Source organism: Polaromonas sp. CG_9.5, assembly GCF_035984465.1.
In the GTDB taxonomy this organism is placed as follows: Bacteria; Pseudomonadota; Gammaproteobacteria; order Burkholderiales; family Burkholderiaceae_C; genus Polaromonas.
The window spans coordinates 1-24,479 of sequence record NZ_JAXCHR010000031.1 but is presented as its reverse complement, the minus strand read 5'-3'; the positions used below and the strand labels follow the sequence as shown (position 1 = coordinate 24,479).

The following is a 24,479-nucleotide window of genomic DNA, read 5'->3' as shown; positions in this document are numbered from 1 at the left end:
TTCACGCGCTATGACAAAACCGATGTGATGTTCGCTGCCTTTATTACGGTTGCACTCATCGCAGAGGCCTTGAGATAGCGTTAACAGGCTCTAGCCGGCCTGCACCAGCATTTTTCGGCCTGCGCCCCAGCCGCTCCAGCCCATGAGGGCGGCTACCACCACGATCAGCGCGGCAGACGACTCAAAGCCGCCCGTCCAGCCACGCAGCAGGCCGACCAGCAGCGGACCGAACGCGGCCAGCGCGTAGCCCCAGCCTTGCGCCATCGCCGAAAGCTGGGCGGTGACGTGGGCATTGGCGCTGCGCATCACGATCAGGCTCAGCGCCAGTGCAAAGCCGCTGCCCAGCCCGCAGCCCAGCAAAATAGCCCAGAACCAGCGCCCGCCCAGCGGCGCAAAAATCAGCGCCAGCAACGACACCGACACCACCGCTGCCACACCCACGGCCAGGGCACGCTGGTCTTTGCAGCGCGCGGCAATCGACGGCGTGACCAGGCTGGTCACCAGTTGCGTGACGATGGCTGTCGCCACGACATAGCCGGCGGCGGCGCTTTCCAGACCGCGCTCGCGCAGGATGGGCGCCAGCCAGCCCATGACGATATAGGCCATCGACGACTGCGAGCCCATGAACAGCGTGACTTGCCAGGCCAGGCGGTCACGCCCCAGGCTGCCCATGCGGGGCGCCTTGCCGCTGGTATCAAGGATGGCCGCCGCGATAACGGTGTGCGGCGTTGACAAGGCCAGCGGTGCCCACAGCAGCATCACCACACCGGCTGGCAGCGCCCAAAAAGCCAGCGCGTGCGCCCACGCGCCGTTGAACAGGTGCTGCTCCAGCGGCACGGTAAAGGCGGTGGAGATGGCCGCGCCAAAGCAGATCGCTAGCGTGTACAGGCCGGTCATCATGGCCGAACGCGCGGGAAAGTCGCGCTTGATCAGGCCCAGCAGCAGCACGTTGCCAATCGCAATGCCGGCACCGGCCAACACCGACGACGCAAACAGCAAAGGCAGGCTGACCCAGGCGCGCAGCAAGGTGCCCACGCAGATCAAAAACATCGCGCCCAGCAACGTGCGCTCAACGCCAAAGCGCCGCGCCAGCGCCGGCGACGGCGCGGCAAACAGGCCCAGGCAGATGATGGGCAGAGTCGTCAGAAAGCTGGCACCGGTGGCGCTCAGGCCGGTGTCTCGCATGATTTCGGGCAGCACCACGGACAGGCTGCCAAACACCGGGCGCAGGTTGAAAGCCATTAGCAGCAGGCTGGCGGCCAGCAGCAAGGGATGGGTTTTGGGTGCAGTGGCCAAGGGCGTTGAAGAAGGCGGTGTGGAGGACATGGGCGCTGGGTCGATCAGGTAAAGGAATGCAGCGCAGAGTGTGCGCCAAAACTAGCCAATCGGCAGCGGCGGCCTGGCTTGCAGCAGCTGCGCGACCCAGCCATCAAACGCCGCCAGCAGCGGCTCGAACGGCTCGGCGTCATTTTGCAGCTGGGCCAGCGCGGCGCAGCAGGCCTCCAGCGTCGAGAGCTGGTGTAGCTGGCGCGCCTTGCGGATGCGGTAGCGCGACGCCGGCAGTTGCGCCAGCGCCAGGCGTGGCAGTTGTTGCAGCAGCGGATTGAGGTGCAGCATTTTTCGGCTTTTGCGCCAGGTGCCGTCCAGCACCACCAGGCGCAATTCGGCGGGGTTTTGCAATTCGCCAGGCGTCAGCGCGCGCGGAGCGGGCCAGCCCAGCGCCCGGTCTTGCGGCAGGTCGGGGTACAGCAGCACGGCTTGCGGGGGCGGGGCGGCTGCGCTGGCCGGCTCCAGGGCTTCAAAAGGGCCGGTCAGCAGCGCCTGCAACTCGGCGGGCGCAAACTGCTCGCCCGTCACCAGGCGGCTGCGCGCCAGGCTCAAATTCAGCAGTCGCGCCGTGCCTTTGGCTTCCTGCACTTCCATCGGATGCTGCAGGATGAGCACTTCGGCCTGGTGCGCCGTCGGCCTGATCCACGGGCAGAGGCAGGCGCTTTGCGGCCGCAGGCAGCGCGGGCAGAGGGCGCGTTTGGGACGGTCGAGGGGCATGCGTAAAGAAAAATGGAAGGATACTAATTGCTATTGAAAAAGGAGCTGCTTGCGCCCGTGCAGACTGCGCAAGAGGCCTGTTTGATGCATAAACCGCCCGTCGGCGGCCTGTATCAGGCGACCGGCGGCACCAAAATGGTGGCTGCGGCGGGCGCGGCCAGTTCGGGGTAGTCGCGGCTGAAATGCAGGCCCCGGCTTTCGCGGCGCAGCTGGGCCGAGCGCACGATGAGTTCGGCCACCTGCACCAGATTGCGCAGCTCCAGCAAATCGCGCGTGACGTGAAAGTGGGCGTAAAACTCCTGGATTTCGGCCTGCAGCAGCGTGATGCGGTGCGCGGCGCGTTCCAGCCGCTTGTTGGTGCGCACGATGCCGACGTAGTCCCACATGAAGCGGCGCAGCTCGTCCCAGTTGTGCGAAATCACCACGCATTCGTCGGCGTCGGTCACGCGGCTGTCGTCCCAGGCGGGCACGTCGTGCAACGGTGCGGCAGGCATGGCCCCGATGGCTTGCGCCGCCGCCCGCGCAAACACCATGCATTCGAGCAGCGAATTGCTGGCCAGCCGGTTCGCGCCATGCAGGCCGGTGCAGGCGGTTTCGCCCACGGCGAACAGGCCGGGCAAGTCGGTGCGGCCAGCCAGGTCGGTCAACACGCCGCCGCAGGTGTAGTGCGCGGCGGGCACCACAGGAATTGGCTGGGTCGTGATGTCGATGCCCAGTTCGGCGCATTTCGCCAAAATATTCGGAAAGTGCTCGTGCAAAAACGCCGGGCTCTGGTGCGAAATGTCGAGCAGCACACAGTCCAGGCCGCGTTTTTTCATCTCGAAGTCGATGGCGCGCGCCACCACGTCGCGCGGTGCCAGTTCGGCGCGTTCGTCGTGCTCAAACATGAAGCGCGTGCCGTCCGGCAGCAGCAAGCGTCCGCCTTCGCCGCGCACGGCTTCGCTGATCAGGTAGGACTTGGCATGCGGGTGGTACAGGCAGGTCGGGTGGAACTGGATGAATTCGAGGTTGCTGACGCGGCAGCCGGCGCGCCAGGCGGCCGCGATTCCGTCGCCGGTGGCGGTGTCGGGGTTGGTGGTGTAGAGGTACACCTTGCCCGCGCCGCCGGTGGCCAAAATGGTTTGCGGCGCGCGAAAGGTCAGCACCTCGTCGGTGGCTTCGTCCAGCGCATACAGGCCCAGGCAGCGCTGCGGGCTGCCCAGCCCGGACAGGCCGAGCTTGCGCGTGGTGATCAGATCAACCAGCGTGTGGTTTTCAAACAGCGTGATGCCGGGCGTTTGCCGCACCACGTCGATCAGCGTGCGCTGCACCGCTGCGCCGGTGGCGTCGGTGACGTGGGCGATGCGGCGCGCGCCGTGGCCGCCTTCGCGCGTCAGGTGCAGATGATCGCCTTCGAGCGAAAACGGCACGCCCAACTCGCGCAGCCAGGCAATCGCGTCGGGGGCGTTTTCCACCACGAAGCGGGTCGCGGCCAAATCGCACAGGCCCGCGCCGGCCACCAGCGTGTCGTTGATGTGCGCCTCGAAACTGTCGCCGTCGGCCAATACGGCAGCAATACCGCCTTGTGCCCAGGCGCTGGCGCCGTCATTTATGGCGCGTTTGGTGAGCACGGCCACGCGGTGCGTGGGCGCCAGATGCAGCGCGGCAGACAGTCCGGCCAGGCCACTGCCAACAATCAAAACATCAAAATCCTGGGGTATGGATGTGGACATGGGCAGCAAAAGTGAAAAAAGAAGAATTCAGCTTGGCGTGTAGGCCAGCCGGACATAAATGGGCGCGAACGACTCGGCCTGGGTAATTTCCAGCAGGCATTCCTTGGCCAGCTCCAGCAGGGCAATGAAGGTCACAACCAGCACCGGCATGCCGCGCGTCACATCGAACAACTCGGCAAATTCAAGAAATTTGCGGCCCTGCAGCTTGCGCAGCACGATGCTCATGTGTTCGCGCACCGACAGTTCTTCGCGGCTGATGACATGGTGCTGCACCAGTTTTGCGCGTTTGACGATGCCCAGCCAGGCTTCCTGCAAATCGACCAGCGTCACGTCGGGCAGGCGCTGCGTCAGCGACTGCTCGACATGCACATGCGCTGCCAGAAAGTCGCGGCCCAGCTGCGGCAGCGTGTTGAGCTGGTGGGCGGCGAGCTTGATTTTTTCGTATTCGAGCAGTCGCCGCACGAGTTCTGCGCGCGGGTCTTCGGCTTCCTGATCTAACGCCGACTTTTTGGGCGGCAGCAGCATGCGCGACTTGATCTCGATCAGCATCGCGGCCATCAGCAGGTATTCAGCCGCCAGTTCCAGGTTGGTGCTGCGGATTTCATCGACATACACCAAATATTGCCGCGTCAGCGCCGCCATCGGAATGTCAAGAATGTTGAAGTTCTGCTTGCGGATCAGGTACAGCAGCAAGTCCAGCGGCCCCTCGAAGGCTTCGAGAAACACCTTGAGCGCATCGGGCGGAATGTACAGGTCGCGCGGCATGGCGAACATCGGCTCGCCATACAGACGCGCCAGCGCCACCGGGTCGGTCAGCGCGGCGGCGTCGATGCCGGGCAGTACAGGCAAGGCGGGCGTTGGCTGCGCGGGAAGGGAAGAGGAGGACATCAAGGCATCGGGGCAACGGCGGATTCGATGCAATAGAAAAAATTTGACGCTATGAAAAAAGTAGCTGCTTGCGCCCGCTCAGCAAGCGCTAGAGGCTGAAAACAGGCTTATTTGGCGTTTGGATGGTTGCTGGTGCCATAAACGTAGGGCTGCTGCGCCACGCGGGCGTCGCTGTAGTCGGCCTGGTCGGCCAGGTTCAGGTTTTTGTCCCACAACAGGGCGCGGCCCGCGCGCTGTTCGGCTTCCAGCGAAGGATTTTTTGCCTTGAGCTCCTCGATAAATGAGGTGATTTCAGAGGTGTAGTGGGTGCGTTGGAAAATGGACATGGTGCGTGGGCTGCCTGAAACGTATAGTGGCGGGATTTTACCGGGGGACTGCCATGCTTCGTTCTTTATTACGTCTGCCCTTGGGCAGCGCCGGCTTTTCATCGGCCGGGATGCCGGTTTTTTCAAAAAGGACGGTGCTGGGTATGGGTTTTCTGTCATTGATCCTCGGGCTGGCAGGCTGCGACTCGGAGCACATTAAAGAGCTCGAAGAAGGCGTTGCCACCGAAGCCGATGTGCGTGCGCGCTTTGGCGAGCCTGAAAAAATCTGGGAAGCGCGCGACATGGTGTCGCTGCCCGTGCCCGGCGCGCTGCTGGAGCCGGGCGCCCGCACGCTCGAATACAACCGCCAGCCGGCCGGCAACGTCAACTACATGATCACCATTGGCCCAGATGGCAAGATGAGCGCGCTGCGCCAGGTGCTCACGCCGCAGAACTTTGACAAGGTGCTGCCCGGCATGTCGATGGAACAGGTGCGCAAGCTGCTCGGCAAGCCGATGAAAATCACGCCCTACGCGTTAAAGCGCGAAACCCATTACGACTGGCGCTACCTGAGCCCGCCCAACACGGCGATGATTTTTACCGTGGTGATGGATGCGGATTACCGCGTGTCGCGCACCCTGTCAGCCGACGAGGAAAGCGTCAACCCCAAAGGGCGCTGACGGCTGCCTGCTGCTGATTTTGGCCGCGTTTTTGCATAAAACAGCCGCTTGCGCAATAGCAGCATGCGCAAGCAGCTATTGAAACTATAGCGATTCCACTTTGTCCAGAAAGCCGTGCCGCTCCATGACCTGCCGGGGCTGGGCATTGAGGCCGGTCAGCACCAGCCGCCCTCCGCGCGAGACGATGGCTTTGTGCAGTTGCTCCAGCACATCCAGCCCCGAGGTGTCGAGCAACTGCAGCGACTGCACATCAAGCCGGATTTCCAGCCCCTGCGGCGTGCTTTCGACCATATTCAAGATCGGGTCGATCTTGGCGACCGCGCCAAAAAACAGCGAGCCATACAGCCGAAAGCACGCTGCATTTTCTGTTTGCGACACCAGCGCGACCTGAAACAGCGAACTCATGCGCCGCACGAACAGCACGCAGGCCAGCAGCAGCCCGACCTGCAGCGCCACCGTCAAATCAAAAATCACCGTCAGGAAAAACGTCCCCAGCATGATCAGCCGGTAATGGTTGCTGGCGCGCCGGAGCTCGACAAACTCGCGCCATTCGCCCATGTTCAGGGCCACATACAGCAAGATGCCCGCCAGCAAGGCCAGCGGCACATGCACCGCCAGCGGGGCGGCCACCAGCACCACCCCCACCAGCGTCAGGCAATGCACCAGGCCCGACACCGGCGACGTCGCGCCGGCGCGCACATTGGTCACGGTGCGGGCAATCGTGCCGGTGGCCGGCATGCCGCCAAAAAACGGCACGACAAAATTGGCGATGCCCTGCGCCATCAGTTCCTGATTCGGGTCGTGGCGCTTGAGGCCTGAAATCTGGTCGGCGACGCGGGCGCACAGCAGCGACTCGACCGCGCCCAGCAGCGCAATCGTGAGGGTCGGCGCGACCAGCAGGCGCACCGTGGCCCATGAAAAATCAGGCAGCGCAAAACCCGGCAGGCCGCGCGGAATGCCGCCAAAACGGCTGCCGATGGTTTCCACCGGCAATTGCAGCGCATAGGCAAACGCCGTCAGCGTGAGCAGCGCCACGATGGGGCCGGGCAGCCGCGACGCCAGGCGCGTGGCGCGCTTGAGCTGCAGGCCTTCACCGGCTTGGATCAGCCGAACCAGCCGGTTGGTGAAGGCATGGGCATACCGCGTTTGCGTGTCAAACAGCCGGGGCCAGACCAGCAGGCCCAGCAAACAAGCCAGCCCCAGGCCCAGCGCATAAGGATTCAGCGTGTCAATGTGCCCGAAAATCGCCCGCAATTGCGAGAAAAAATCCGCCGGCATCTTCGGGATTTCCAGCCCCAGCAAGTCCTTGACCTGCGACAGCATGATCAGCACCGCAATGCCGTTGGTGAAACCCACCACAATGCTGACCGGCACATAGCGCACCAGCGTGCCGAGTTTGAAAAACCCGAGCAAAAACAGCAGCACACCGGCACAAGCCGTTGAAATCAACAGGTTGGCCACGCCGTAGCGCTCGACGATGCCGTAGACGATGACGATGAATGCGCCCGCCGGCCCGCCAATTTGCACCGCCGAGCCGCCCAGCCCGGAAATCAAGGCGCCGGCAATGATGGCGGTCCAGATACCGGCTTCGGGCTTGAGGCCAGAGGCAATGGCAAACGCCATCGCCAGCGGCAAGGCGACGATGCCGACGGTCAGGCCGGAGCCGGCATCCTTGAAAAACCGTTCCCGCGAGTAACCGGCCATGGCCGACAGCATGCGGGGCCTGAAGCGGGCGAAGTAGGGCGGCAGGTGCATAGCATCGGATTGTGCGCCGTAGGCACCGCTTTTGCGCGTGAAAAGAAGGGTGGGTGGCTATGGGGTTTGGCGCGTCATCGCGAGGCTCCGTGGCTTAGCTCTTTCATCGCGAGGCCGCAAGGCGTGGCCATCCAGCGCCGCATCCAGCGCCGTCGTGGCTTGCCGCGCTGCGCTCGCCATGACGATGCGGGCGTAAGACCGGCGCGGCAGCGTTATCGGGGAAGCAAAACCGAATTACTTGCTGTTGCCGGGCAGCACCGCGTCAGCCGTCGCGCCCACCGCCGAGCCGGCAATGCGCGCCGTGCCAATCACCGCGCTGGCGGCCAGCCCGACGGTGCCCACCGCCACCGAAGCGACGGTATCGACCACCGCCACGACGGCGCAGCCTGGCAGGCTGAGTGCCGACAAGGCGGCGGCAAACCAAAACGCGCTGCGAAATCGACGAAAGTGCGGCAAGTTTTTCATGGCGGGTGCGTCAGTTGCAGGTCGTTGGGCGCGGGTTTTTCAGTGAATCCGCATGCCCGGCGTCGCGCCCGGCACGGGTTCGAGCACGTAAATGCCGGGGTTGGCTTTTTCGTCGGCATGGCTGGCGGCCATCACCATGCCTTCGCTGATGCCGAACTTCATCTTGCGCGGGGCCAGGTTGGCGACCAGCACGGTGTGCTTGCCGATCAGGTCTTCAGGTTTATAGCTGGCGGCGATGCCGCTGAAGACATTGCGCAGCCGGCCTTCGCCCGCGTCCAGCGTCAGGCGCAGCAGCTTGACCGAGCCTTCGACCGCTTCGCAGTTGACGATTTTGGCAATGCGCAAATCGACCTTGGCGAAGTCGTCGATGGTGATGGTGGCGGCGATTTTTTCGCCGCCCGGCTCGCTTTCTGTTCCTCCGACAGGCGGCAGCGATGCAGGCGCGCTGCTTTGGGTTGCTACCGTTTCAATAGCTGCTTGCGCGGGTTCCGCCTGCGCTGGCGGCTCAAACAAGGCCTCAAGCTGCTTCGGGTCAACGCGCTGCATCAAATGCGTGTAAGGCTGAATGGTGTGGCCGACGGGCAGCTTGAGCATCCCGGCTTCCCACTTTTGCAAGTCGATGCTCAGCCAGTCGCTGACCTGCGTGGCCAAGTGCGGCAACACCGGCGCCAGCAGCACCGTCAGGTCCTTGAACAGGCCAATGGCCGTGGTGCAGACCTGATGCAGCTCAGCCTCGCGCGCCGGGTCTTTGGCGATGGCCCAGGGCGCTTTGTCGGCGACGTACTGGTTCACCTGGTCGGCAAACGTCATGATGACGCGCATCGCCTTGCCAAATTCGCGGCATTCGTACAGCTCGCGCACCTCGTTGAGCGAGCTGGAGGCCAGTGCATACAGTGCGTGCGCGCCGGCGTCTTCCTGGCCGAGCCGGCCCTCAAAACGCTTGCTGATGAAGCCGGCGCAGCGCGAGGCAATGTTGACGTATTTGCCAATCAAATCGCTGTTGACGCGCGCCAAAAAGTCGTCGGCGTTGAAGTCGATGTCTTCATTGCGTGCGCTGAGCTTGGCGGCCAGGTAGTAGCGCAGCCATTCGGGGTTCATGTCCAGGCGCAGGTACTTGAGCGGGTCCAGACCGGTGCCCCGGCTTTTGCTCATTTTTTCGCCGTTGTTCACCGTCAAAAAGCCGTGAACGAACACGTTGTCGGGCGTCTTGCGGCCGCTGAAATGCAGCGTGGCGGGCCAGAACAGCGTGTGAAACGTCACGATGTCTTTGCCGATGAAGTGGTACTGCTCCAGGCGCGGGTCGGCCATGTAGTCGTCGTAGTTCTCGCCGCGTTTCGTCAGCAAATCTTTCAGCGACGCCAGGTAGCCAATCGGCGCGTCGAGCCAGACATAAAAATATTTGCCCGGCGCGTCTGGAATCTCGATGCCAAAGTACGGCGCGTCGCGACTGATATCCCAGTCGCCCAGGCCTTCGCTTTGCGTGCCGTCCGGGTTGGTGCGCACCGAAAACCATTCCTTGACCTTGTTCGCCACTTCGGGTTGCAGCTTGCCGTCTTGCGTCCACTTTTGCAAAAACTCGACGCAGCGCGGGTCGGACAATTTGAAGAAAAAATGCTCCGAGCTTTTCAGCATCGGCGTGGCACCCGACAGTGCGGAATACGGGTTGATCAGATCCGTGGGCGCATACACCGCGCCGCAGACCTCGCAGTTGTCGCCGTACTGGTCTTTGGCGTGGCACTTCGGGCATTCGCCCTTGATGAAACGGTCGGGCAGGAACATGTTCTTTTCGGGGTCAAAGAACTGCTCGATGGTCTTGGTCTCGATCAGCGAGCCTTGCGGGTTGTCACGCAGGTCGCGGTAGATTTGACGCGCCAGCTCGTGGTTTTCCGGCGAATCGGTCGAGCTCCAGTTGTCAAAGGCGATATGAAAGCCGTCCAGGTACGGCTTGCGGCCAGCGGCAATGTCAGCGACGAACTGCTGCGGCGTCTTGCCGGCTTTTTCGGCGGCAATCATGATGGGCGCTCCGTGGGCATCGTCGGCACCGACAAAATTCACCGCGTTGCCCTGCATGCGCTGGAAACGCACCCAGATGTCGGCCTGGATGTATTCCATGATGTGGCCGATGTGGAAATTGCCATTGGCGTAGGGCAGGGCGGTGGTAACAAACAGGCGGCGCTGGGTCATAGGAGGTACTTTTGGCGGTAGAGGGCTGATTTTTGATTTTAAGGGGCGACCCCGGCTTGGGGGCACTCCGCGCTGCCGGGTAATGACGTTTTATAAGCCAAACAGGCCTGTTGCGCATACTGTACGTGCGTAAGCAGCTATTAAAAAAGTAGCAAATTGCATGTCCCCATCCCAGCATCGGCCAGCGCGGCGGCGTTAGACTCCGTGTCAATCCCGGCAACCCGCGCGCTTTCCTGAAAAAGCAGCGGCCTGCCTTGTCTGAATTACATGGAGATTTTCCCGATGGCTGTAGAACAACAGGCAATTTTGAACGCGCTGCAAACCGTGCTCGACCCCAATACCGGCAAGGATTTTGTCTCGACCAAGGCGCTGAAAAACCTGCAGGTCAGTGGCAGCGATGTGTCGTTCGAGGTCGAACTCGGCTACCCGGCCAAAAGCCAGATCGCCGGCCTGCGCAAAAGCCTGATTGCCGCGGTCAAAGGCGTCGCTGGCGTCAGCAATGTGTCGGTCAATGTCACCGTGAAAATTGCCAGCCACAGCGTGCAGCGCGGTGTGCAGTTGCTGCCGAATGTGAAAAACATCATTGCCGTGGCGTCAGGCAAGGGCGGCGTGGGCAAAAGCACTACCGCTGTGAATTTGGCACTGGCGCTGGCCGCCGAAGGCGCGAGCGTCGGCCTGCTGGACGCCGACATCTACGGCCCCAGCGTGCCGATGATGATGGGCATCGAAGGCCGACCTGAAAGCATCGACGGCAAGAACATGGAGCCGATGGAAAACTACGGCCTGCAGGTCATGTCCATCGGTTTTCTGGTCGCGCAGGACGAAGCCATGATCTGGCGTGGCCCGATGGCCACGCAGGCATTGGAGCAACTGCTGCGCCAGACCAACTGGAAAGACCTGGATTACTTGATCGTTGACATGCCGCCCGGCACCGGCGACATCCAGCTGACGCTGAGCCAGCGCGTGCCCATGACCGGCGCGGTGATCGTCACCACACCGCAAGACATTGCGCTGCTGGATGCCAAGAAGGGCATCAAGATGTTCGAGAAAGTCGGCGTGCCGATTCTGGGCATTGTCGAGAACATGGCGGTGCACATTTGCAGCCAGTGCGGCCATGCGGAACACATCTTTGGCGAAGGCGGCGGCAAGAAGATGGCCGCCGACTACAACATGGACTACCTCGGCGCGCTGCCGCTGGACATCAAGATCCGCCTGCAGGCCGACAGCGGCATGCCGACCGTGGTCGCCGACCCCGACGGCGAGGTGGCCGGCATCTACAAGGCCGTGGCGCGCAAGGTGGCGATTACCGTGGCGGCGAAAGCCAAGGATTTCTCGGCCAAGTTCCCGACCATCACGATTTCCAAAAACACCTGAGCTGCACGGCTTGAAAAAAGCCTGTTCATGAAAGGCGCTGCCTTGCGGGTTGCGCTCCGCATGCCCGAACGCCTGTCAGCGCAATTCGACAGCCGCGTTATTGGGCGACGTGTTCACGCATGATGTTTACCTTTGCGGGACGCCAAAAGGGTTTCGGCGCTGATGAAGCGCAAGGCCAAGCAAAAACGTTGTAGCGATATCCGGCCCATCTTGGCCCTGGTACTGATTTTTTTAACCTGGCGTTGGATGCCAGACGCCATTTTTTACAGGACTTTTTCCATGCTTATCCGGACCATTTATGTCAGTCGTGCCAGCTCGCCCATGCCGCTGGAACTGAAGGAAATCTTGGCCGTTTCCCGAAAGAACAACCCGCTGCTGGGCATCGGCGGGGCCATGTGTTTTCTGGACGGCGTCTACCTGCAGTTTCTGGAAGGCGAGGCCGTAGCGGTTGACGCGCTGTACCAGAAAATTGAAAAAGACCCGCGCCATACCGACGTCAAGATGCTGGTCCACGAGCCGATTACCCAGCGTGAATACCCAAAATGGTCGATGGCCCTGCTGACCTGGAACGAGGAAACCAAGGCCATTTTCAAAATGTTCAACCCCGGCCTTGAAAACGATGCCTACGCGGCTGATCCGGCCAGTGTGGCCGCCCTGATGCGTGCCTGGGCAGGGACGAACAACTGGATGACTTTGTAAAAAAGCGGCGAGGTGGCATTCTTGCGCCGCCTGCGCTTTTTCGCCAGGACTGACCCCGCACAGGGGCTGAGTTCCTCAGTCAAGCGGCTTTGTCCTACGTCCCTGAAGGCCCGGTTTCAGGGATAACCCTATTATTTGTCCGACAATAGCGATTCCGCCAGACGTATTGACTGCCTTTGTAGTTAGCCGTCAACGGTGATGTCCCTTGGTTGAATCGACGCGCGTCGCCTGCACGCGACGCCCACCACGCCGACGGACGAATGGAGTCAGATGACTGAACCCGGGGTTAAGGCCGCTACTCCCAATATCGGCGTGGTGGTTTCGGTACGTGGCAGCGTCGTGGATGTGCGCTTCGAGGCGAAGTTGCCACCCATCCACAGCATGCTGCACGCCGATGGAGGCCGCATCCTCATCGAGGTGCTGGCGCAGCGCGATCCGCAGCATGTGCGCGCCATTGCGCTGACGCCCACGCAGGGGCTGGCGCGCGGCATGACGGTGACGGACACCGGCGGGCCGTTGAAGGCGCCTGTCGGCAAGGGCATTCTTTCGCGCATGTTCGACGTGTTCGGCAACGCCATCGACCGCCAGCCTGCACCCACCGATATTGAATGGCGTTCCGTGCACCGCGACCCGCCTGCGCTGGTCAAACGCTCGACTCACTCTGAAGTTTTTGTAACCGGCATCAAGGTCATTGATGTGTTGTTGCCGCTGGAGCGTGGCGGCAAGGCCGGGCTTTTTGGCGGTGCCGGGGTGGGCAAGACGGTGTTGCTGACCGAGATGATTCACAACATGGTCGGGCATCAGGAAGGCGTGAGTATTTTTTGCGGTATTGGCGAGCGCTGCCGGGAAGGCGAAGAGCTGTACCGCGAAATGAAGGCCGCCGGCGTGCTGCCCAACATGGTGATGATCTTCGGCCAGATGAACGAGCCGCCGGGCAGCCGGTTCCGCGTCGGTCACGCAGCGCTGACGATGGCCGAGTATTTTCGCGACGACGAGCACCGCGATGTGCTGCTGCTGATTGACAACATTTTCCGGTTCATCCAGGCCGGCTCCGAAGTGTCGGGCCTGATGGGGCAGATGCCGTCGCGTCTGGGTTACCAGCCGACGATGGGAACCGAATTGTCGGGGCTGGAAGAACGCATTGCCAACACCGAAACGGGCGCCATCACCTCGATTCAGGCGGTGTATGTGCCGGCGGACGATTTCACCGACCCGGCGGCGGTGCATACGTTTTCGCATCTTTCGGCGTCCATCGTGCTGTCGCGCAAGCGTGCCAGCGAAGGCCTGTATCCGGCCATCGACCCGCTGCAGTCGAGTTCCAAGATGGCAACGCCGGGGATTGTCGGCGAGCAGCACTATGCGCTGGCGCAGGAAATCCGGCGCACGCTGGCGCAGTATTCGCAGCTCAAGGACATCATTGCCATGCTCGGGCTGGAGCAACTGTCGCCGGAAGACCGCAACGTGGTCGGCCGCGCGCGGCGGCTGGAGCGGTTCCTGACCCAGCCGTTTTTCACGACCGAGCAGTTCACCGGCATGCAGGGCAAACTGGTCAGCCTGGACGACGCGCTGGACGGTTGCGAGCGCATCCTGCGCGATGAATTCAAGGACTACCCCGAGAGTGCGCTCTACATGATCGGGAAGATTGACGAAGCCAAGGCGAAACATCCAGCGGCCGAGGCCCAGCCCGAGACACAAACGGCTGACAGCCATGAATCTTAAGATTCTGCTGCCTTTCAAGGTGTTTGCCGAAAAGTCAGGCGTGTCGCGCATCGTCTCGGAAACCCATGCCGGCTCGTTTGGGTTGTTGCCCCTGCGGCGCGATTGCGTGGCGGCCTTGACACCAGGCATACTGATTTACGAAACCGCCGCTGAAGGCGAAGTTTTTGTGGCGGTCGATGGCGGCGTGCTGGTGAAAACCGGGCCGGATGTGCTGGTGTCGGTGCGGCGCGCCATGCAGGGTGCGGACTTGGGCCAGTTGCGCCAGGCGGTGGAGGACGAGTTTTTGGCGCTGGATGCGCAGGAGCAAAACGTGCGCTCTGTGCTGACGAAACTCGAAACCGGTTTTTTGCGTCGATTCGCGACCCTGCAACATGGCTGAAAAGTCCGGAAAACCCGTGAAAAAAGAACCCGACCTGGCCGCGCAGATCGGTGTCAAGGCTGCGCGTAAGCTCAAGGCGCAGCGCAACCCCGCGCCCGGCGTGTGGTCAGGTTTGGGGCTGATGGGTGTTATTGGCTGGTCGGTCGTGGTGCCCACCCTTTTGGGCGCTGCGCTCGGCCTGTGGCTGGACCGGCATTACCCGGGCGGCCGTTCCTGGACGCTGGCATTGCTGGTGGCCGGGCTGACACTGGGCTGCCTGAATGCCTGGCACTGGGTGAGCCAGGAAGACCAGGCGATGCGCGATGAACAGGAAAATAATGATGAATGAAACACTGGCCCTGGTGCTGAGCTGGCTTGCAGGCGCTGCGTTGGGTGCGTTCTTTTTCGGCGGTTTGTGGTGGACGGTCAGAAAAAGCCTGGTGTCACGCCAGCCTGCCGTCTGGGTGTTTTGCAGTTTGCTGCTGCGCATGGGCGTCACCATGACCGGGTTTTATTGGGTGGCCGGTGCCAACTGGCAGCGTTTGCTGGCTTGCGTAATCGGGTTTTTCATGGCGCGCCACATCGTGCTGCGCTTGACCCGCTCGCCTGAAGAAATCCTGGCACGCAAGCCGCAGGAAGCCCGCCATGCACCTTAGCCCTGATGAAATCATCTTCTGGCAATTCGGCTTTTTCAAGCTCAACGCCACCATTGCCTACACCTGGGCATTGATGCTGGTGCTGGTGGTGGGCTCGCGCCTGATCACACGCCAGCTTTCCACTGACCACCAGCGTTCCCGGTGGCAGAACCTGTTTGAAATCGTCGTGACCGGCATCGAGACGCAAATTGCAGAGGTCGGCCTGCGCCATCCGCGTAAATACATGGGCTTTCTGGGCACGCTGTTTTTGTTTGTTGCCATGGCCAGCCTGTGCACTGTCATTCCGGGTTACGAACCGCCGACCGGCTCTTTGTCCACCACCGCAGCGCTGGCGCTGTGCGTGATGGTGGCCGTGCCGCTGTTCGGCATCGAGGACCAGGGCGTGGGCGGCTACCTCAAGACGTATCTGGAGCCGACCGTCATCATGCTGCCGTTCAACCTCATCAGCGAAATCTCGCGCACGCTGGCACTGGCGGTGCGCCTGTTCGGCAACATGATGAGCGGGGCCATGATCATCGGCATTCTGCTGAGCATCACGCCCTTCATTTTTCCCGTTGTCATGACGGTGCTGGGGCTGCTGACCGGCATGGTGCAGGCGTATATCTTCAGCATCCTGGCGGCGGTTTACATCGCTGCCGCCACCCATGTGCGCAAAACCCAGCCTGCGCTGGCGCCCAAAATTTAAACCCGACTTATCTACCAAGGACTCACTATGGACAGTTTGACAATCATCGCGGTGGCCTCCATCGTCATCGCCGGCATCACCACCAGTTTTGGCTGCATGGGCCCCGCTTTTGCCGAAGGGCGCGCCGTCTCGACCGCCCTCACGGCGCTGGCGCAGCAGCCCGACGCCTCGGCCACGATTACCCGCACCTTGTTTGTGGGCTTGGCGATGATCGAATCCACCGCGATTTATTGCTTCGTGGTGTCGATGATCCTGATTTTTGCCAACCCGTTCTGGAATTACGGCATCGCCCTGGCGGCCACGCTGGCTGCCGGAAAGTAAGCCATGCTGTTTGACGGGTTCACGGTCGCCGCGCAAACGCTTAACTTTCTGGTGCTGGTGTGGTTGATGAAGCGCTTTCTTTACAAGCCTATCCTCGACGCCATCGACACGCGCGAAAAGCGAATCGCCCTGGCGATTGCCGACGCCGCTGCAAAAAAAGCAGAAGCCCAGAAGGAGCGCGACGCGTTCCAGAAAAAAACCCAGGTGTTCGACCAGGCGCGCGACGCGCAACTGAGCCAGCTCAAGGACGAAATCAACACCGAACGCCAGCGCTTGCTGGAAGAGGCGCGGCAAGCCGCCAATGCCCTGCGCGTTAAAGGACAGGAGTCGTTGACCAGCGAGCTGCAAACCCTGCACCAAGACATCGCCCGCCGCAGCCGCGAGGAAGTGTTTGCGATTGCGCAAAAAGTGCTTGTTGATCTGGCGGGTGTGACGCTGGAAGAACGCATGGTCACGGTGTTTGCCCAGCGCTTGCAAGCGCTTGATACTGCGGCAAAAGCCGGCTTTGAAAAGGCGCTTGAAACCGCGTCTGGCAGCGTGCAGGTGCGCAGTGCCTTTGCGCTGTCGCCCGCGCAGCGGGAAGCGATGCAAAGCGCGCTGAATCAAGCTTTGTCGCGCGACATCCAGATCCAGTTCGACACCACGCCCGACCTGATCAGCGGTATCGAACTGTCGGCCAATGGCTGGAAAGTGGCCTGGAACATTGCGGATTTTCTCTCTGGCCTGGAGCAACGCGTTGACGAACGCATCAAGGCACCCTCCGAGCCGCCCGTCCAGCCTGCCGCGCCCGAGAAGACCTCATGAACGCAGCTTCTGAAACCCTGAAAAGTGTCCTGGACACCACCTTTTCCGGTCTGCGCCAGGGCCGCGACACGTTTCAGCCCCAGCTGACGCCGCAGGAAGTCGGCACGATCACCAGCGTTTCGACCGCCATTGCGATGGTGTCCGGCCTGCCCGGCGTGGGCTATGACGAGTTGGTGAAGTTTCCCGGCAATGTGTTTGGCATTGCCTTCAATGTCGATGAAACCGAAATCGGCGTCGTGCTGCTGGGCGAGTATTCGCGCCTGCAGGCCGGCGACAAAGTCGAGCGCACCGGGCGGGTGATGGACGTCATCGTAGGCGACGGCTTGCTGGGCCGGGTGATTGACCCGCTGGGCCGTCCGCTCGACGGCTTGGGGCCGGTGGCTGCCAGCGCACGCTCGCCGATTGAGCGTCCGGCAGCGCCCATCATGGACCGCGCGCCGGTTGTCGTGCCGCTGCAAACCGGCCTGAAGGTCGTCGATGCGCTCATTCCCATCGGGCGCGGCCAGCGCGAACTGATTCTGGGCGACCGGCAAACCGGCAAGACCGCCATTGCGATTGACACCATCCTGAACCAGCGCGGCCAGGATGTGGTCTGCATCTACTGCGCAATTGGCCAGCGCGCTTCTGCCGTGGCAAAAGCGGTTGCCGTGTTGAAGGACAAAGGCGCGATGGAGTACACCGTCGTCGTCGTCACCGAAGGCAATGACCCGCCGGGTCTGGCCTATATCGCGCCCTACGCCGCCACCAGCATTGCCGAGCATTTCATGGAAGCCGGCCGTGACGTGCTGATCGTCTATGACGATCTGACGCAGCATGCCCGCGCCTACCGCGAGCTGTCGCTGTTGCTGCGCCGCCCGCCCGGACGCGAAGCCTTTCCCGGTGACATTTTCTACATCCACTCGCGCCTGCTGGAGCGCGCCACGCATCTGTGCGACGAACGCGGCGGCGGCTCGCTCACCGCGCTGCCAATTGTCGAGACCGAAGCGCAAAACATTTCGGCCTATATCCCGACCAACCTGATCTCGATTACCGACGGGCAAATTTACCTGTCGCCTTCGCTGTTCGAGCTGGGCGTTTTGCCGGCCGTCGATGTCGGTAAATCGGTCTCGCGCGTGGGCGGCAAGGCGCAGCGCGCCACGTACCGGGCGGTGGCCGGCGACCTCAAGCTGGCGTACGCGCAGTTTGAGGAACTGGAAACCTTTGCCCGCTTTGGCGCGCGGCTGGACGAAAGCACCACCCAGATCATTGAGCACGGCCGGCGCATCCGCGCTTGCCTCAAGCAGCCCGAATCGGCACCGGTGTCGGTAGCGGCACAAATTACGGTGCTCATGGCATTGACTGAAAAGCTCTTTGACAACGTGCCGCTCGACCGCATGCCCGAAGCCGAACACGCCGTGCGCGAAGCGGCCGCCCAGTTGCCCGACGACATGCGTGCCCGTTTTGAGTCCGCCGCCAAACTGAGTGACGCAGACCGGGACGCCATTGTCCAGACCGCCCGCACCGCGCTTGCCGGTTTTCAGCCCAAGGCCGAAGCGCAAAGCGGCCCCCAAACGCCGCCTGCGGGCGCGAAGAAGTCGGCATGAGCGACACCATCGCCAGCCTGGGCCGCAAGATTGGCACGGCGGGCGATCTTCAGTCGGTGGTGCGCACGATGAAGGCGGTGGCCGCGTCCAGCATCGGTCAATACGAAAGCGCCGTGCATGCCCTGGATGACTACTACCGCACAGTGCAACTGGGGCTGGCCGCCTGCTTGCGCGAGATGAATCCGCTTGCGGCTCCGGCGCCGGCGCAGCGCAGCCCCACCGGGGCCATTGCCGCCGTCGTCTTTGGTTCCGACCAGGGACTGGTCGGCCAGTTCAATGACCTGATGGCCGATTTCGTCGTCAAGACGCTGGCGGAATTGCCGGGGCAGAAAACTGTCTGGCCGGTGGGCGAACGCATTCGCGCACGGTTGACGGAAACGGATCTGGTGTTGGGGGAAGGCTTCGTTTTGCCCGGCTCGATTGGCGCGATTACGCCGCTGGTCGGGCAAATTCTGATTGAAGTCGAAACGCTGCGCGAAAAAGAGCCGAACGCGCCGGTCTATGTTTTTTACAACAGTCCGCACGCTGGGGAAATCTACACGCCCACCTGCCAGCGACTGCTGCCGCTGGATGCGGCTTGGCAGCGTGAATTGACGGCGATGCCTTGGCCGACCAAAATTTTGCCGGAAGTCATGAATCCGGGGGCGGAGACCTTGCTCGCTTTTGTGCGGGAATACCTGTTCGTCTCGCTTTTCAGGGCCTGCGCCGAATCCCTGGCCAGCGAAAACGCCAGTCGCCTGGCCGCCATGCAGCGCGCTGAAAAAAATATCGAAGAACTGCTGGAAGACCTGAACCGCTCGTTTCATCGCCTGCGCCAAAGCGGGATTGACGAGGAATTGTTCGACGTGATTGCCGGCTTCGAGGCGCTGACAGGCCGCTGAAGCCGGGCGGACAGGTGGGGTTCGGCCACGGATGGCATGAACCCATACACTGAGGTGATTTGATCCACAGGCTGCTTCAAGCCACAGTGCCGCATGAATCCAACCCGCCAGACTCCCGACATGAAAGTTGTTGCTGTCGTCACAGCGAACGAGTTGCGCGAGCGCATCCGAAGCAAAAGCAAACTCAAGGGCCGTCAGGCGGATGAAGCCTCTCTGGCCGAAGTGCGTGCGCTGATCGGCCCGCGCCCGGCAGACGGCCACCACCGCGACATGCTGATCGAGCATCTGCATCAGCTCAATGATGCGTACCGCTGCCTGCATGCCCGGCATCTGGTGGCGCTGGCCAAAGAGATGAACATTCCGATAGTCGAGGTGTATGAAGTGGCGACGTTTTATCACCACTTTGAAGTGCTTAAAGACGGCGAGGCCGCGCCCGGCCTGACGGTGCGGGTGTGCGACGGGCTGGCTTGCGAGCTGGCCGGAGCGCAGGATTTGCTGGCGCGTTTGCCGGCCTTGCTGGGAGCGCAGGAGGTGCGGGTCGTGGCTGCGCCGTGCGTTGGCCGGTGTGAACAGGCACCAGCGGTGGTGGTGCATCAGTACCCGGTGCCTTTTGCGACGGTTGAAACCGTGATTCATGCATTAAATAGCGGTTATGCGCAACATCCACGGGCACAAGGAGCTACTCTTTTTATAGCGCATGGGTATTCGGAAAAAAGCGTTTCGCCCCCGCCGCCGCAGCACCAAGTAGCGCCTGCTTATGCGGGTTATGACGTTTACCGGGCCAACGGCGGTTACGCGCTGGCGGCTTCTGATCTTGCGAGCGAAGAAGGGGTTGAACGCCTCATCACGGCGATGGAAGACTCCGGCCTGCGCGGTCTGGGTGGCGCGGGTTTTCCGGCGGGCCGCAAGTGGCGCATCGTGCGTGCGCAGCCCGCACCGCGCGTGATGGCGGTCAACCTTGACGAAGGCGAGCCGGGCACCTTCAAGGATCGCACCTACCTGGAGCGTGACCCGCACCGTTTTCTGGAAGGTTTGCTGGTCGCTGCACGCGTGGTGGACGCGCAAGCGTGCTACGTTTACCTGCGCGACGAATACCACGGCTGCCGCGCTATTTTGCAGGCCGAACTGGCCAGATTGCAGGCCGATCCGCCTTGCCCGCTGCCGCACATCGAACTGCGGCGCGGTGCCGGCGCTTATATCTGCGGCGAAGAATCAGCCATGATTGAAAGCATCGAGGGCAAGCGCGGCGAACCCCGCATGCGCCCGCCCTACATCGCCGAAGTGGGGCTGTTTGGGCGGCCCACGCTGATGCACAACTTTGAAACCCTCTACTGGATTCGCGACATCGTGGAAAAAGGCCCACACTGGTTCAGCAGCTTTGGCCGCAACGGCCGCAACGGCCGCAAGGGGCTGCGCTCATTCAGCGTCAGCGGACGCGTCAAGCATCCAGGCGTGAAATTGGCACCAGCGGGCATCACCCTGCAGGAACTGGTCGATGAATATTGCGGCGGCATGGCGGAAGGCCACCAGCTTTATGCCTACTTGCCTGGCGGCGCTTCGGGCGGGATTTTCCCGGCCCGGTTAGCCAACCTGCCGCTGGACTTTGACACGCTGCAACCGCACGGCGGCTTCATCGGTTCAGCCGCTGTCATCGTGCTCGGTCAGCACGACAAGGCGCGCGACGCGGCGCTGAACATGATGCGGTTTTTTGAACACGAAAGCTGCGGCCAATGCACCCCGTGCCGCGTCGGCACCGCCAAGGCCGCGCAACTGATGCAGGCCGAACAGTGGGACAACACCACGCTGGAAGATTTGAGCCAGGTGATGACCGATGCGTCGATTTGCGGCCTCGGCCAGGCGGCACCGAATCCGGTGCGCTGCGTCCAAAAATATTTTGCGCATGAAATCGGAGGTGGATTATGAATGCACCGGCCAAGCGGGCAGAGCTGATGCCGCAAACCATTGAATTCACACTCGATGGCAAAACCCTCCATGCCTACGACGGCGAAACGATTTTCAAGGCCGCCGAGCGCCACGGTGTGGAAATCCCGCATCTTTGTTATCAGGACGGCTTGCGGCCCGACGGCAATTGCCGCGCCTGCGTCGTCGAGATCGCCGGCGAGCGCACGCTGGCCCCGAGCTGCTGCCGCGCTGTGGCGGCGGGCATGCAGGTGCAGGCCCAAAGCGAACGAGCGCTGAAAAGCCAGAAGATGGTGCTGGAATTGTTGCTGTCGGACATGCCTGACGCGGGCTACAAATGGAATGATGCGAAGCCGGGGAGCCCTCACCCTAACCCTCTCCCGGAGGGAGAGGGAACAGCAGCCGAACAGGGAACAGCAGCCGCACAGGGAACAGCAGCCGCCCGGATCCCCGCTTTACTCCCTCTCCCTCCGGGAGAGGGCAGGGGTGAGGGCTTCCCCGCAGCGCCTTCTTCCCATTCGACCGGCCCCGGCCAGCATGGCGAACTCAGCAATTGGGCGGCGCGCATGAATGTCGTTGTGCGTCCCGAACTCAAGGCCCTGCGCCGCAAGCAGCCGAAAGCCGACCTGTCCCACCCCGCGATGGCCGTCAACCTCGACGCCTGCATCCAGTGCAACCGCTGCGTGCGCGCCTGCCGCGAGGAACAGGTCAATGATGTGATCGGCTTTGCCCTGCGCGGCGCGCACAGCGCCATCGTGTTTGACCTGGACGACCCGATGGGCACCAGCTCCTGCGTGGCCTGCGGCGAATGCGTGCAAGCCTGCCCGACTGGCGCGCTGATGCCCAAGACGCAGGTCGGCTCGCAAATCGTTGACAAAAAGGTCGATTCGGTTTGCCCGTTCTGCGGCGTCGGCTGCCTGCTGACCTATAACGTGAAAGACAACCAGATCACCAGCGTCGAAGGCCGCGACGGCCCGGCCAACCACAGCCGCCTGTGCGTCAAGGGCCGGTTCGGCTTTGACTACGCGCACAGCCCGCAGCGCCTGAGCGTGCCGCTCATCCGCAAGGCCGGCGTGGCCAAAGACCCGGCAGCGCTGCAAGCGCTGAACCGTGACACGGCGGATTGGTCGGACGTGTTTCGTGAGGCAACTTGGGAAGAAGCGCTGGCGCTGTCCACCGGTACGCTCAGCCAACTTCGCGACACCCACGGCAAGAAATCGTTGGCCGGTTTTGGCTCGGCCAAGGGCAGCAACGAAGAGGCGTATCTATTCCAGAAACTCGTGCGCACCGGCTTTGGCAGCAACAACGTTGACCACTGCACGCGCCTGTGCCATGCGTCCAGCGTGGCGGCGCTGCTGGAGGGCGTGGGTTCGGCTGCCGTGAGCAATCAGGTCAATGACGTGGCGCATTCGGAGCTGATTTTTGTCATCGGCTCGAACCCCACGGCCAACCATCCGGTGGCGGCAACCTGGATGAAAAACGCCGCCAAGCAGGGTGCAAAAATCGTGCTGGCCGACCCGCGCGTCACCGACATCGGCCGCTACGCCTGGCGCACGCTGCAGTTCAAGCCCGACACCGACGTGGCGATGCTCAACGCGCTGATCTACACGGTGATTGACGAAGGGCTGGCCGACATGGCGTTCATTGAAGAGCGCGCCAGCAACTACGAAGCGCTGCGCGCCAATGTGCAGGGCTACAGCCCCGAAGCGATGGCCCCGATCTGCGGCATTCCGGCGGCCACACTGCGTGAAGTAGCGCGGGCTTTTGCGCGGGCCAAAAGCGCGATGATTTTGTGGGGCATGGGGGTGAGCCAGCATGTCCACGGCACCGACAACGCGCGCTGCCTGATTGCGCTGTGCACCGTCACCGGCCAGATCGGCAAGCCCGGCTCCGGCCTGCATCCGCTGCGCGGCCAGAACAATGTGCAGGGCGCAAGCGACGCCGGGCTGATCCCGATGATGTTCCCCAACTACCAGCGCGTGACAGACCCCTCGGCGCATGCCTGGTTCGAGGACTTCTGGGATACAAAGCTCGACGACCAGCCCGGCTACACCGTGGTCGAGATCATGCACAAATGCCTGGCACCCGAGAGCGATCCGCACAAGATTCGCGGCATGTACATCATGGGCGAAAACCCCGCCATGAGCGACCCCGACCTGAACCACGCCCGCCACGCGCTGGCCAGCCTGGAGCATCTGGTGGTGCAAGACATTTTCATGACCGAAACCGCCTGGCTGGCCGACGTGGTGCTGCCCGCCACCGCCTGGCCCGAGAAAACCGGCACGGTGACCAACACCGACCGCATGGTGCAGCTCGGCCAGCAGGCGATTGAGCCGCCCGGCGATGCCCGGCCCGACCTGTGGATCGTCCAGCAGATGGCCGCCGGCATGGGACTGGACTGGCATTACGCGGGCGAGCACCACGGCGTGGCAGCGGTGTACGAAGAAATGCGCCAAGCCATGCACAGCGCGATTGCCGGCATCACCTGGGAGCGCCTGCAGCGCGAGTCCAGCGTCACCTACCCCTGCCTGAATGCCGACGACCCCGGCGCGCCCACCGTGTTCATCGACCGCTTCGACACGGCAGATGGCCGCGTGCAGCTGGTGCCCGCCGACATCATTCCGGCCAACGAACGGCCCGACGTCGACTTCCCGTTCGTGCTGATCACCGGCCGCCAGCTGGAGCACTGGCACACCGGCAGCATGACGCGGCGGGCCAGCGTACTGGATGCCATCGAGCCGATGGCCACGGCCTCGCTGTGCGGCGCAGATTTGTTGAAGCTGGGCGTGCAGCCCGGCGAAGTCATCACCGTGCAGTCGCGCCGGGGCGAAGTCGCCATCCACGTGCGCCGCGACGACGGGACGCCGCCGGGTGCGGTGTTCATCCCGTTTGCCTATTACGAGGCAGCAGCCAACCTGATGACCAACGCCGCGCTCGACCCGTTCGGCAAGATTCCGGAGTTCAAGTATTGCGCCGTGGCCGTCAGGCGCGGAGGCGTAGCGGCCAAGGTGGCAGGCTATGGGCCGGCGGTGGCAAAAAGGTAGCTTGCGGCCAACATGCGGCCCACAGCCGCGATGAAAACCTACCTCTAGGTTATGAAATCCACGCTGGCACCGACCAAAGATTTTTTTGCCGGCCTGAACGTTCAGGTCAAGTCTTGACTCCAGCGCACAGAGGATGGCGCAGGGAAAGGCACAAACTTTGATGAGCGGTTGCGGCTACTAACTGCGTCCTTTGCAGTGCGAGCTTGGCAGGGGAAACGACTTCGCGGCTTCCCCTGCCAAAGCAGCATTTTTAGCGCTGAACGACAACAAATCCGCTTACTTCAACCACTTGTCTGCCGCCTGTTTCGTAAGCGTCCGCCCAGTACCCGTATTGAAATTCAAGACTCAGTCTGGTGGAGCCACTGGTTGATTTCGGCCACGTCGAATGCGGCAGGGTCAA

At 62.4% G+C, this 24,479-nt stretch carries 22 protein-coding genes; 14 read left to right on the top strand and 8 right to left on the bottom strand.

Annotated elements, in window-relative coordinates; translation table 11 throughout:
* Nucleotides 1–90: 90 nt before the first annotated feature.
* The 5 genes from RCH06_RS16445 to RCH06_RS16425 all read right to left on the bottom strand — a co-directional run bounded on the left by RCH06_RS16445 (nucleotide 91) and on the right by RCH06_RS16425 (nucleotide 4,972).
* On the bottom strand, nucleotides 91–1,326 hold the full coding sequence (locus RCH06_RS16445) for a CynX/NimT family MFS transporter (RefSeq protein WP_327082547.1): 1,236 nt from the start codon (nucleotides 1,324–1,326) through the stop codon (nucleotides 91–93).
* Nucleotides 1,327–1,377: 51 nt separating this feature from the next.
* A complete protein-coding gene (locus RCH06_RS16440; RefSeq protein ID WP_327082546.1) occupies nucleotides 1,378–2,046 on the bottom strand; it encodes a tRNA-uridine aminocarboxypropyltransferase in 669 nt (222 codons plus the stop codon).
* A 113-nt stretch (nucleotides 2,047–2,159) separates the two neighbouring features.
* Entirely contained in the window at nucleotides 2,160–3,758 is a 1,599-nt protein-coding gene (gene nadB / locus RCH06_RS16435; protein WP_327082545.1) for an L-aspartate oxidase, read from the bottom strand.
* Nucleotides 3,759–3,785: 27 nt separating this feature from the next.
* Entirely contained in the window at nucleotides 3,786–4,646 is an 861-nt protein-coding gene (locus RCH06_RS16430) for a segregation and condensation protein A (protein ID WP_327082544.1), read from the bottom strand.
* A 107-nt stretch (nucleotides 4,647–4,753) separates the two neighbouring features.
* A complete protein-coding gene (locus RCH06_RS16425) occupies nucleotides 4,754–4,972 on the bottom strand; it encodes a DUF3460 family protein (protein ID WP_327082543.1) in 219 nt (72 codons plus the stop codon).
* Nucleotides 4,973–5,115: 143 nt separating this feature from the next.
* On the opposite strand from RCH06_RS16425, the gene bamE reads away from it, so the two are divergent.
* A complete protein-coding gene (gene bamE, locus RCH06_RS16420; protein WP_327082542.1) occupies nucleotides 5,116–5,631 on the top strand; it encodes an outer membrane protein assembly factor BamE domain-containing protein in 516 nt (171 codons plus the stop codon).
* An 84-nt stretch (nucleotides 5,632–5,715) separates the two neighbouring features.
* On the opposite strand, the gene RCH06_RS16415 is transcribed toward bamE, so the two are convergent.
* From RCH06_RS16415 to metG, 3 genes are all read right to left on the bottom strand, one after another.
* The gene (locus tag RCH06_RS16415; RefSeq protein ID WP_327082541.1) at nucleotides 5,716–7,386 is read right to left on the bottom strand and encodes a SulP family inorganic anion transporter; all 1,671 of its coding nucleotides are present in this window, start codon (nucleotides 7,384–7,386) and stop codon (nucleotides 5,716–5,718) included.
* A 234-nt stretch (nucleotides 7,387–7,620) separates the two neighbouring features.
* Nucleotides 7,621–7,851 (bottom strand): hypothetical protein, encoded by a 231-nt coding sequence (locus RCH06_RS16410; RefSeq protein ID WP_327082540.1) that lies wholly within the window; start codon nucleotides 7,849–7,851, stop codon nucleotides 7,621–7,623.
* 39 nt (nucleotides 7,852–7,890) lie between these two features.
* On the bottom strand, nucleotides 7,891–10,035 hold the full coding sequence (metG, locus tag RCH06_RS16405; protein WP_327082539.1) for a methionine--tRNA ligase: 2,145 nt from the start codon (nucleotides 10,033–10,035) through the stop codon (nucleotides 7,891–7,893).
* 282 nt (nucleotides 10,036–10,317) lie between these two features.
* Between metG and apbC the strand changes: the two genes are divergently transcribed.
* The 13 genes from apbC to fdhF all read left to right on the top strand — a co-directional run bounded on the left by apbC (nucleotide 10,318) and on the right by fdhF (nucleotide 24,079).
* Nucleotides 10,318–11,409 (top strand): iron-sulfur cluster carrier protein ApbC, encoded by a 1,092-nt coding sequence (gene apbC, locus RCH06_RS16400; RefSeq protein WP_327082538.1) that lies wholly within the window; start codon nucleotides 10,318–10,320, stop codon nucleotides 11,407–11,409.
* Nucleotides 11,410–11,688: 279 nt separating this feature from the next.
* Nucleotides 11,689–12,108: a BLUF domain-containing protein gene (locus RCH06_RS16395; RefSeq protein ID WP_327082537.1), complete on the top strand. Its 420-nt coding sequence runs from the start codon at nucleotides 11,689–11,691 to the stop codon at nucleotides 12,106–12,108.
* A gap of 270 nt (nucleotides 12,109–12,378) precedes the next feature.
* Nucleotides 12,379–13,827, top strand: a complete 1,449-nt coding sequence (gene atpD, locus RCH06_RS16390; RefSeq protein WP_327082536.1) for a F0F1 ATP synthase subunit beta — start codon at nucleotides 12,379–12,381, stop codon at nucleotides 13,825–13,827.
* Complete coding sequence (locus tag RCH06_RS16385; RefSeq protein ID WP_327082535.1) at nucleotides 13,817–14,206, top strand: F0F1 ATP synthase subunit epsilon; 390 nt, start codon at nucleotides 13,817–13,819, stop codon at nucleotides 14,204–14,206. The genes atpD and RCH06_RS16385 overlap by 11 nt, the downstream gene beginning before the upstream one ends.
* On the top strand, nucleotides 14,199–14,534 hold the full coding sequence (locus RCH06_RS16380; RefSeq protein ID WP_327082534.1) for an AtpZ/AtpI family protein: 336 nt from the start codon (nucleotides 14,199–14,201) through the stop codon (nucleotides 14,532–14,534). Before RCH06_RS16385 ends, RCH06_RS16380 begins: the two co-directional genes overlap by 8 nt.
* Nucleotides 14,527–14,841, top strand: a complete 315-nt coding sequence (locus RCH06_RS16375) for an ATP synthase subunit I (RefSeq protein ID WP_327082533.1) — start codon at nucleotides 14,527–14,529, stop codon at nucleotides 14,839–14,841. The genes RCH06_RS16380 and RCH06_RS16375 overlap by 8 nt, the downstream gene beginning before the upstream one ends.
* Nucleotides 14,831–15,526 carry a F0F1 ATP synthase subunit A gene (locus RCH06_RS16370; protein WP_327082532.1) on the top strand — a complete coding sequence of 232 codons (696 nt, stop codon included), beginning with the start codon at nucleotides 14,831–14,833 and terminating at the stop codon, nucleotides 15,524–15,526. The genes RCH06_RS16375 and RCH06_RS16370 overlap by 11 nt, the downstream gene beginning before the upstream one ends.
* A gap of 27 nt (nucleotides 15,527–15,553) precedes the next feature.
* A complete protein-coding gene (locus tag RCH06_RS16365) occupies nucleotides 15,554–15,847 on the top strand; it encodes a F0F1 ATP synthase subunit C (RefSeq protein ID WP_293638227.1) in 294 nt (97 codons plus the stop codon).
* 3 nt (nucleotides 15,848–15,850) lie between these two features.
* Nucleotides 15,851–16,651, top strand: a complete 801-nt coding sequence (locus RCH06_RS16360; protein ID WP_327082531.1) for a F0F1 ATP synthase subunit delta — start codon at nucleotides 15,851–15,853, stop codon at nucleotides 16,649–16,651.
* Entirely contained in the window at nucleotides 16,648–18,234 is a 1,587-nt protein-coding gene (locus RCH06_RS16355) for an alternate F1F0 ATPase, F1 subunit alpha (protein WP_327082530.1), read from the top strand. Before RCH06_RS16360 ends, RCH06_RS16355 begins: the two co-directional genes overlap by 4 nt.
* On the top strand, nucleotides 18,231–19,115 hold the full coding sequence (locus tag RCH06_RS16350) for a F0F1 ATP synthase subunit gamma (RefSeq protein ID WP_327082529.1): 885 nt from the start codon (nucleotides 18,231–18,233) through the stop codon (nucleotides 19,113–19,115). The genes RCH06_RS16355 and RCH06_RS16350 overlap by 4 nt, the downstream gene beginning before the upstream one ends.
* A 93-nt stretch (nucleotides 19,116–19,208) precedes the next feature.
* Nucleotides 19,209–21,038 (top strand): NADH-ubiquinone oxidoreductase-F iron-sulfur binding region domain-containing protein, encoded by a 1,830-nt coding sequence (locus tag RCH06_RS16345; RefSeq protein WP_327082528.1) that lies wholly within the window; start codon nucleotides 19,209–19,211, stop codon nucleotides 21,036–21,038.
* Entirely contained in the window at nucleotides 21,035–24,079 is a 3,045-nt protein-coding gene (gene fdhF, locus RCH06_RS16340) for a formate dehydrogenase subunit alpha (RefSeq protein WP_327082527.1), read from the top strand. Before RCH06_RS16345 ends, fdhF begins: the two co-directional genes overlap by 4 nt.
* Nucleotides 24,080–24,479: the final 400 nt, after the last annotated feature.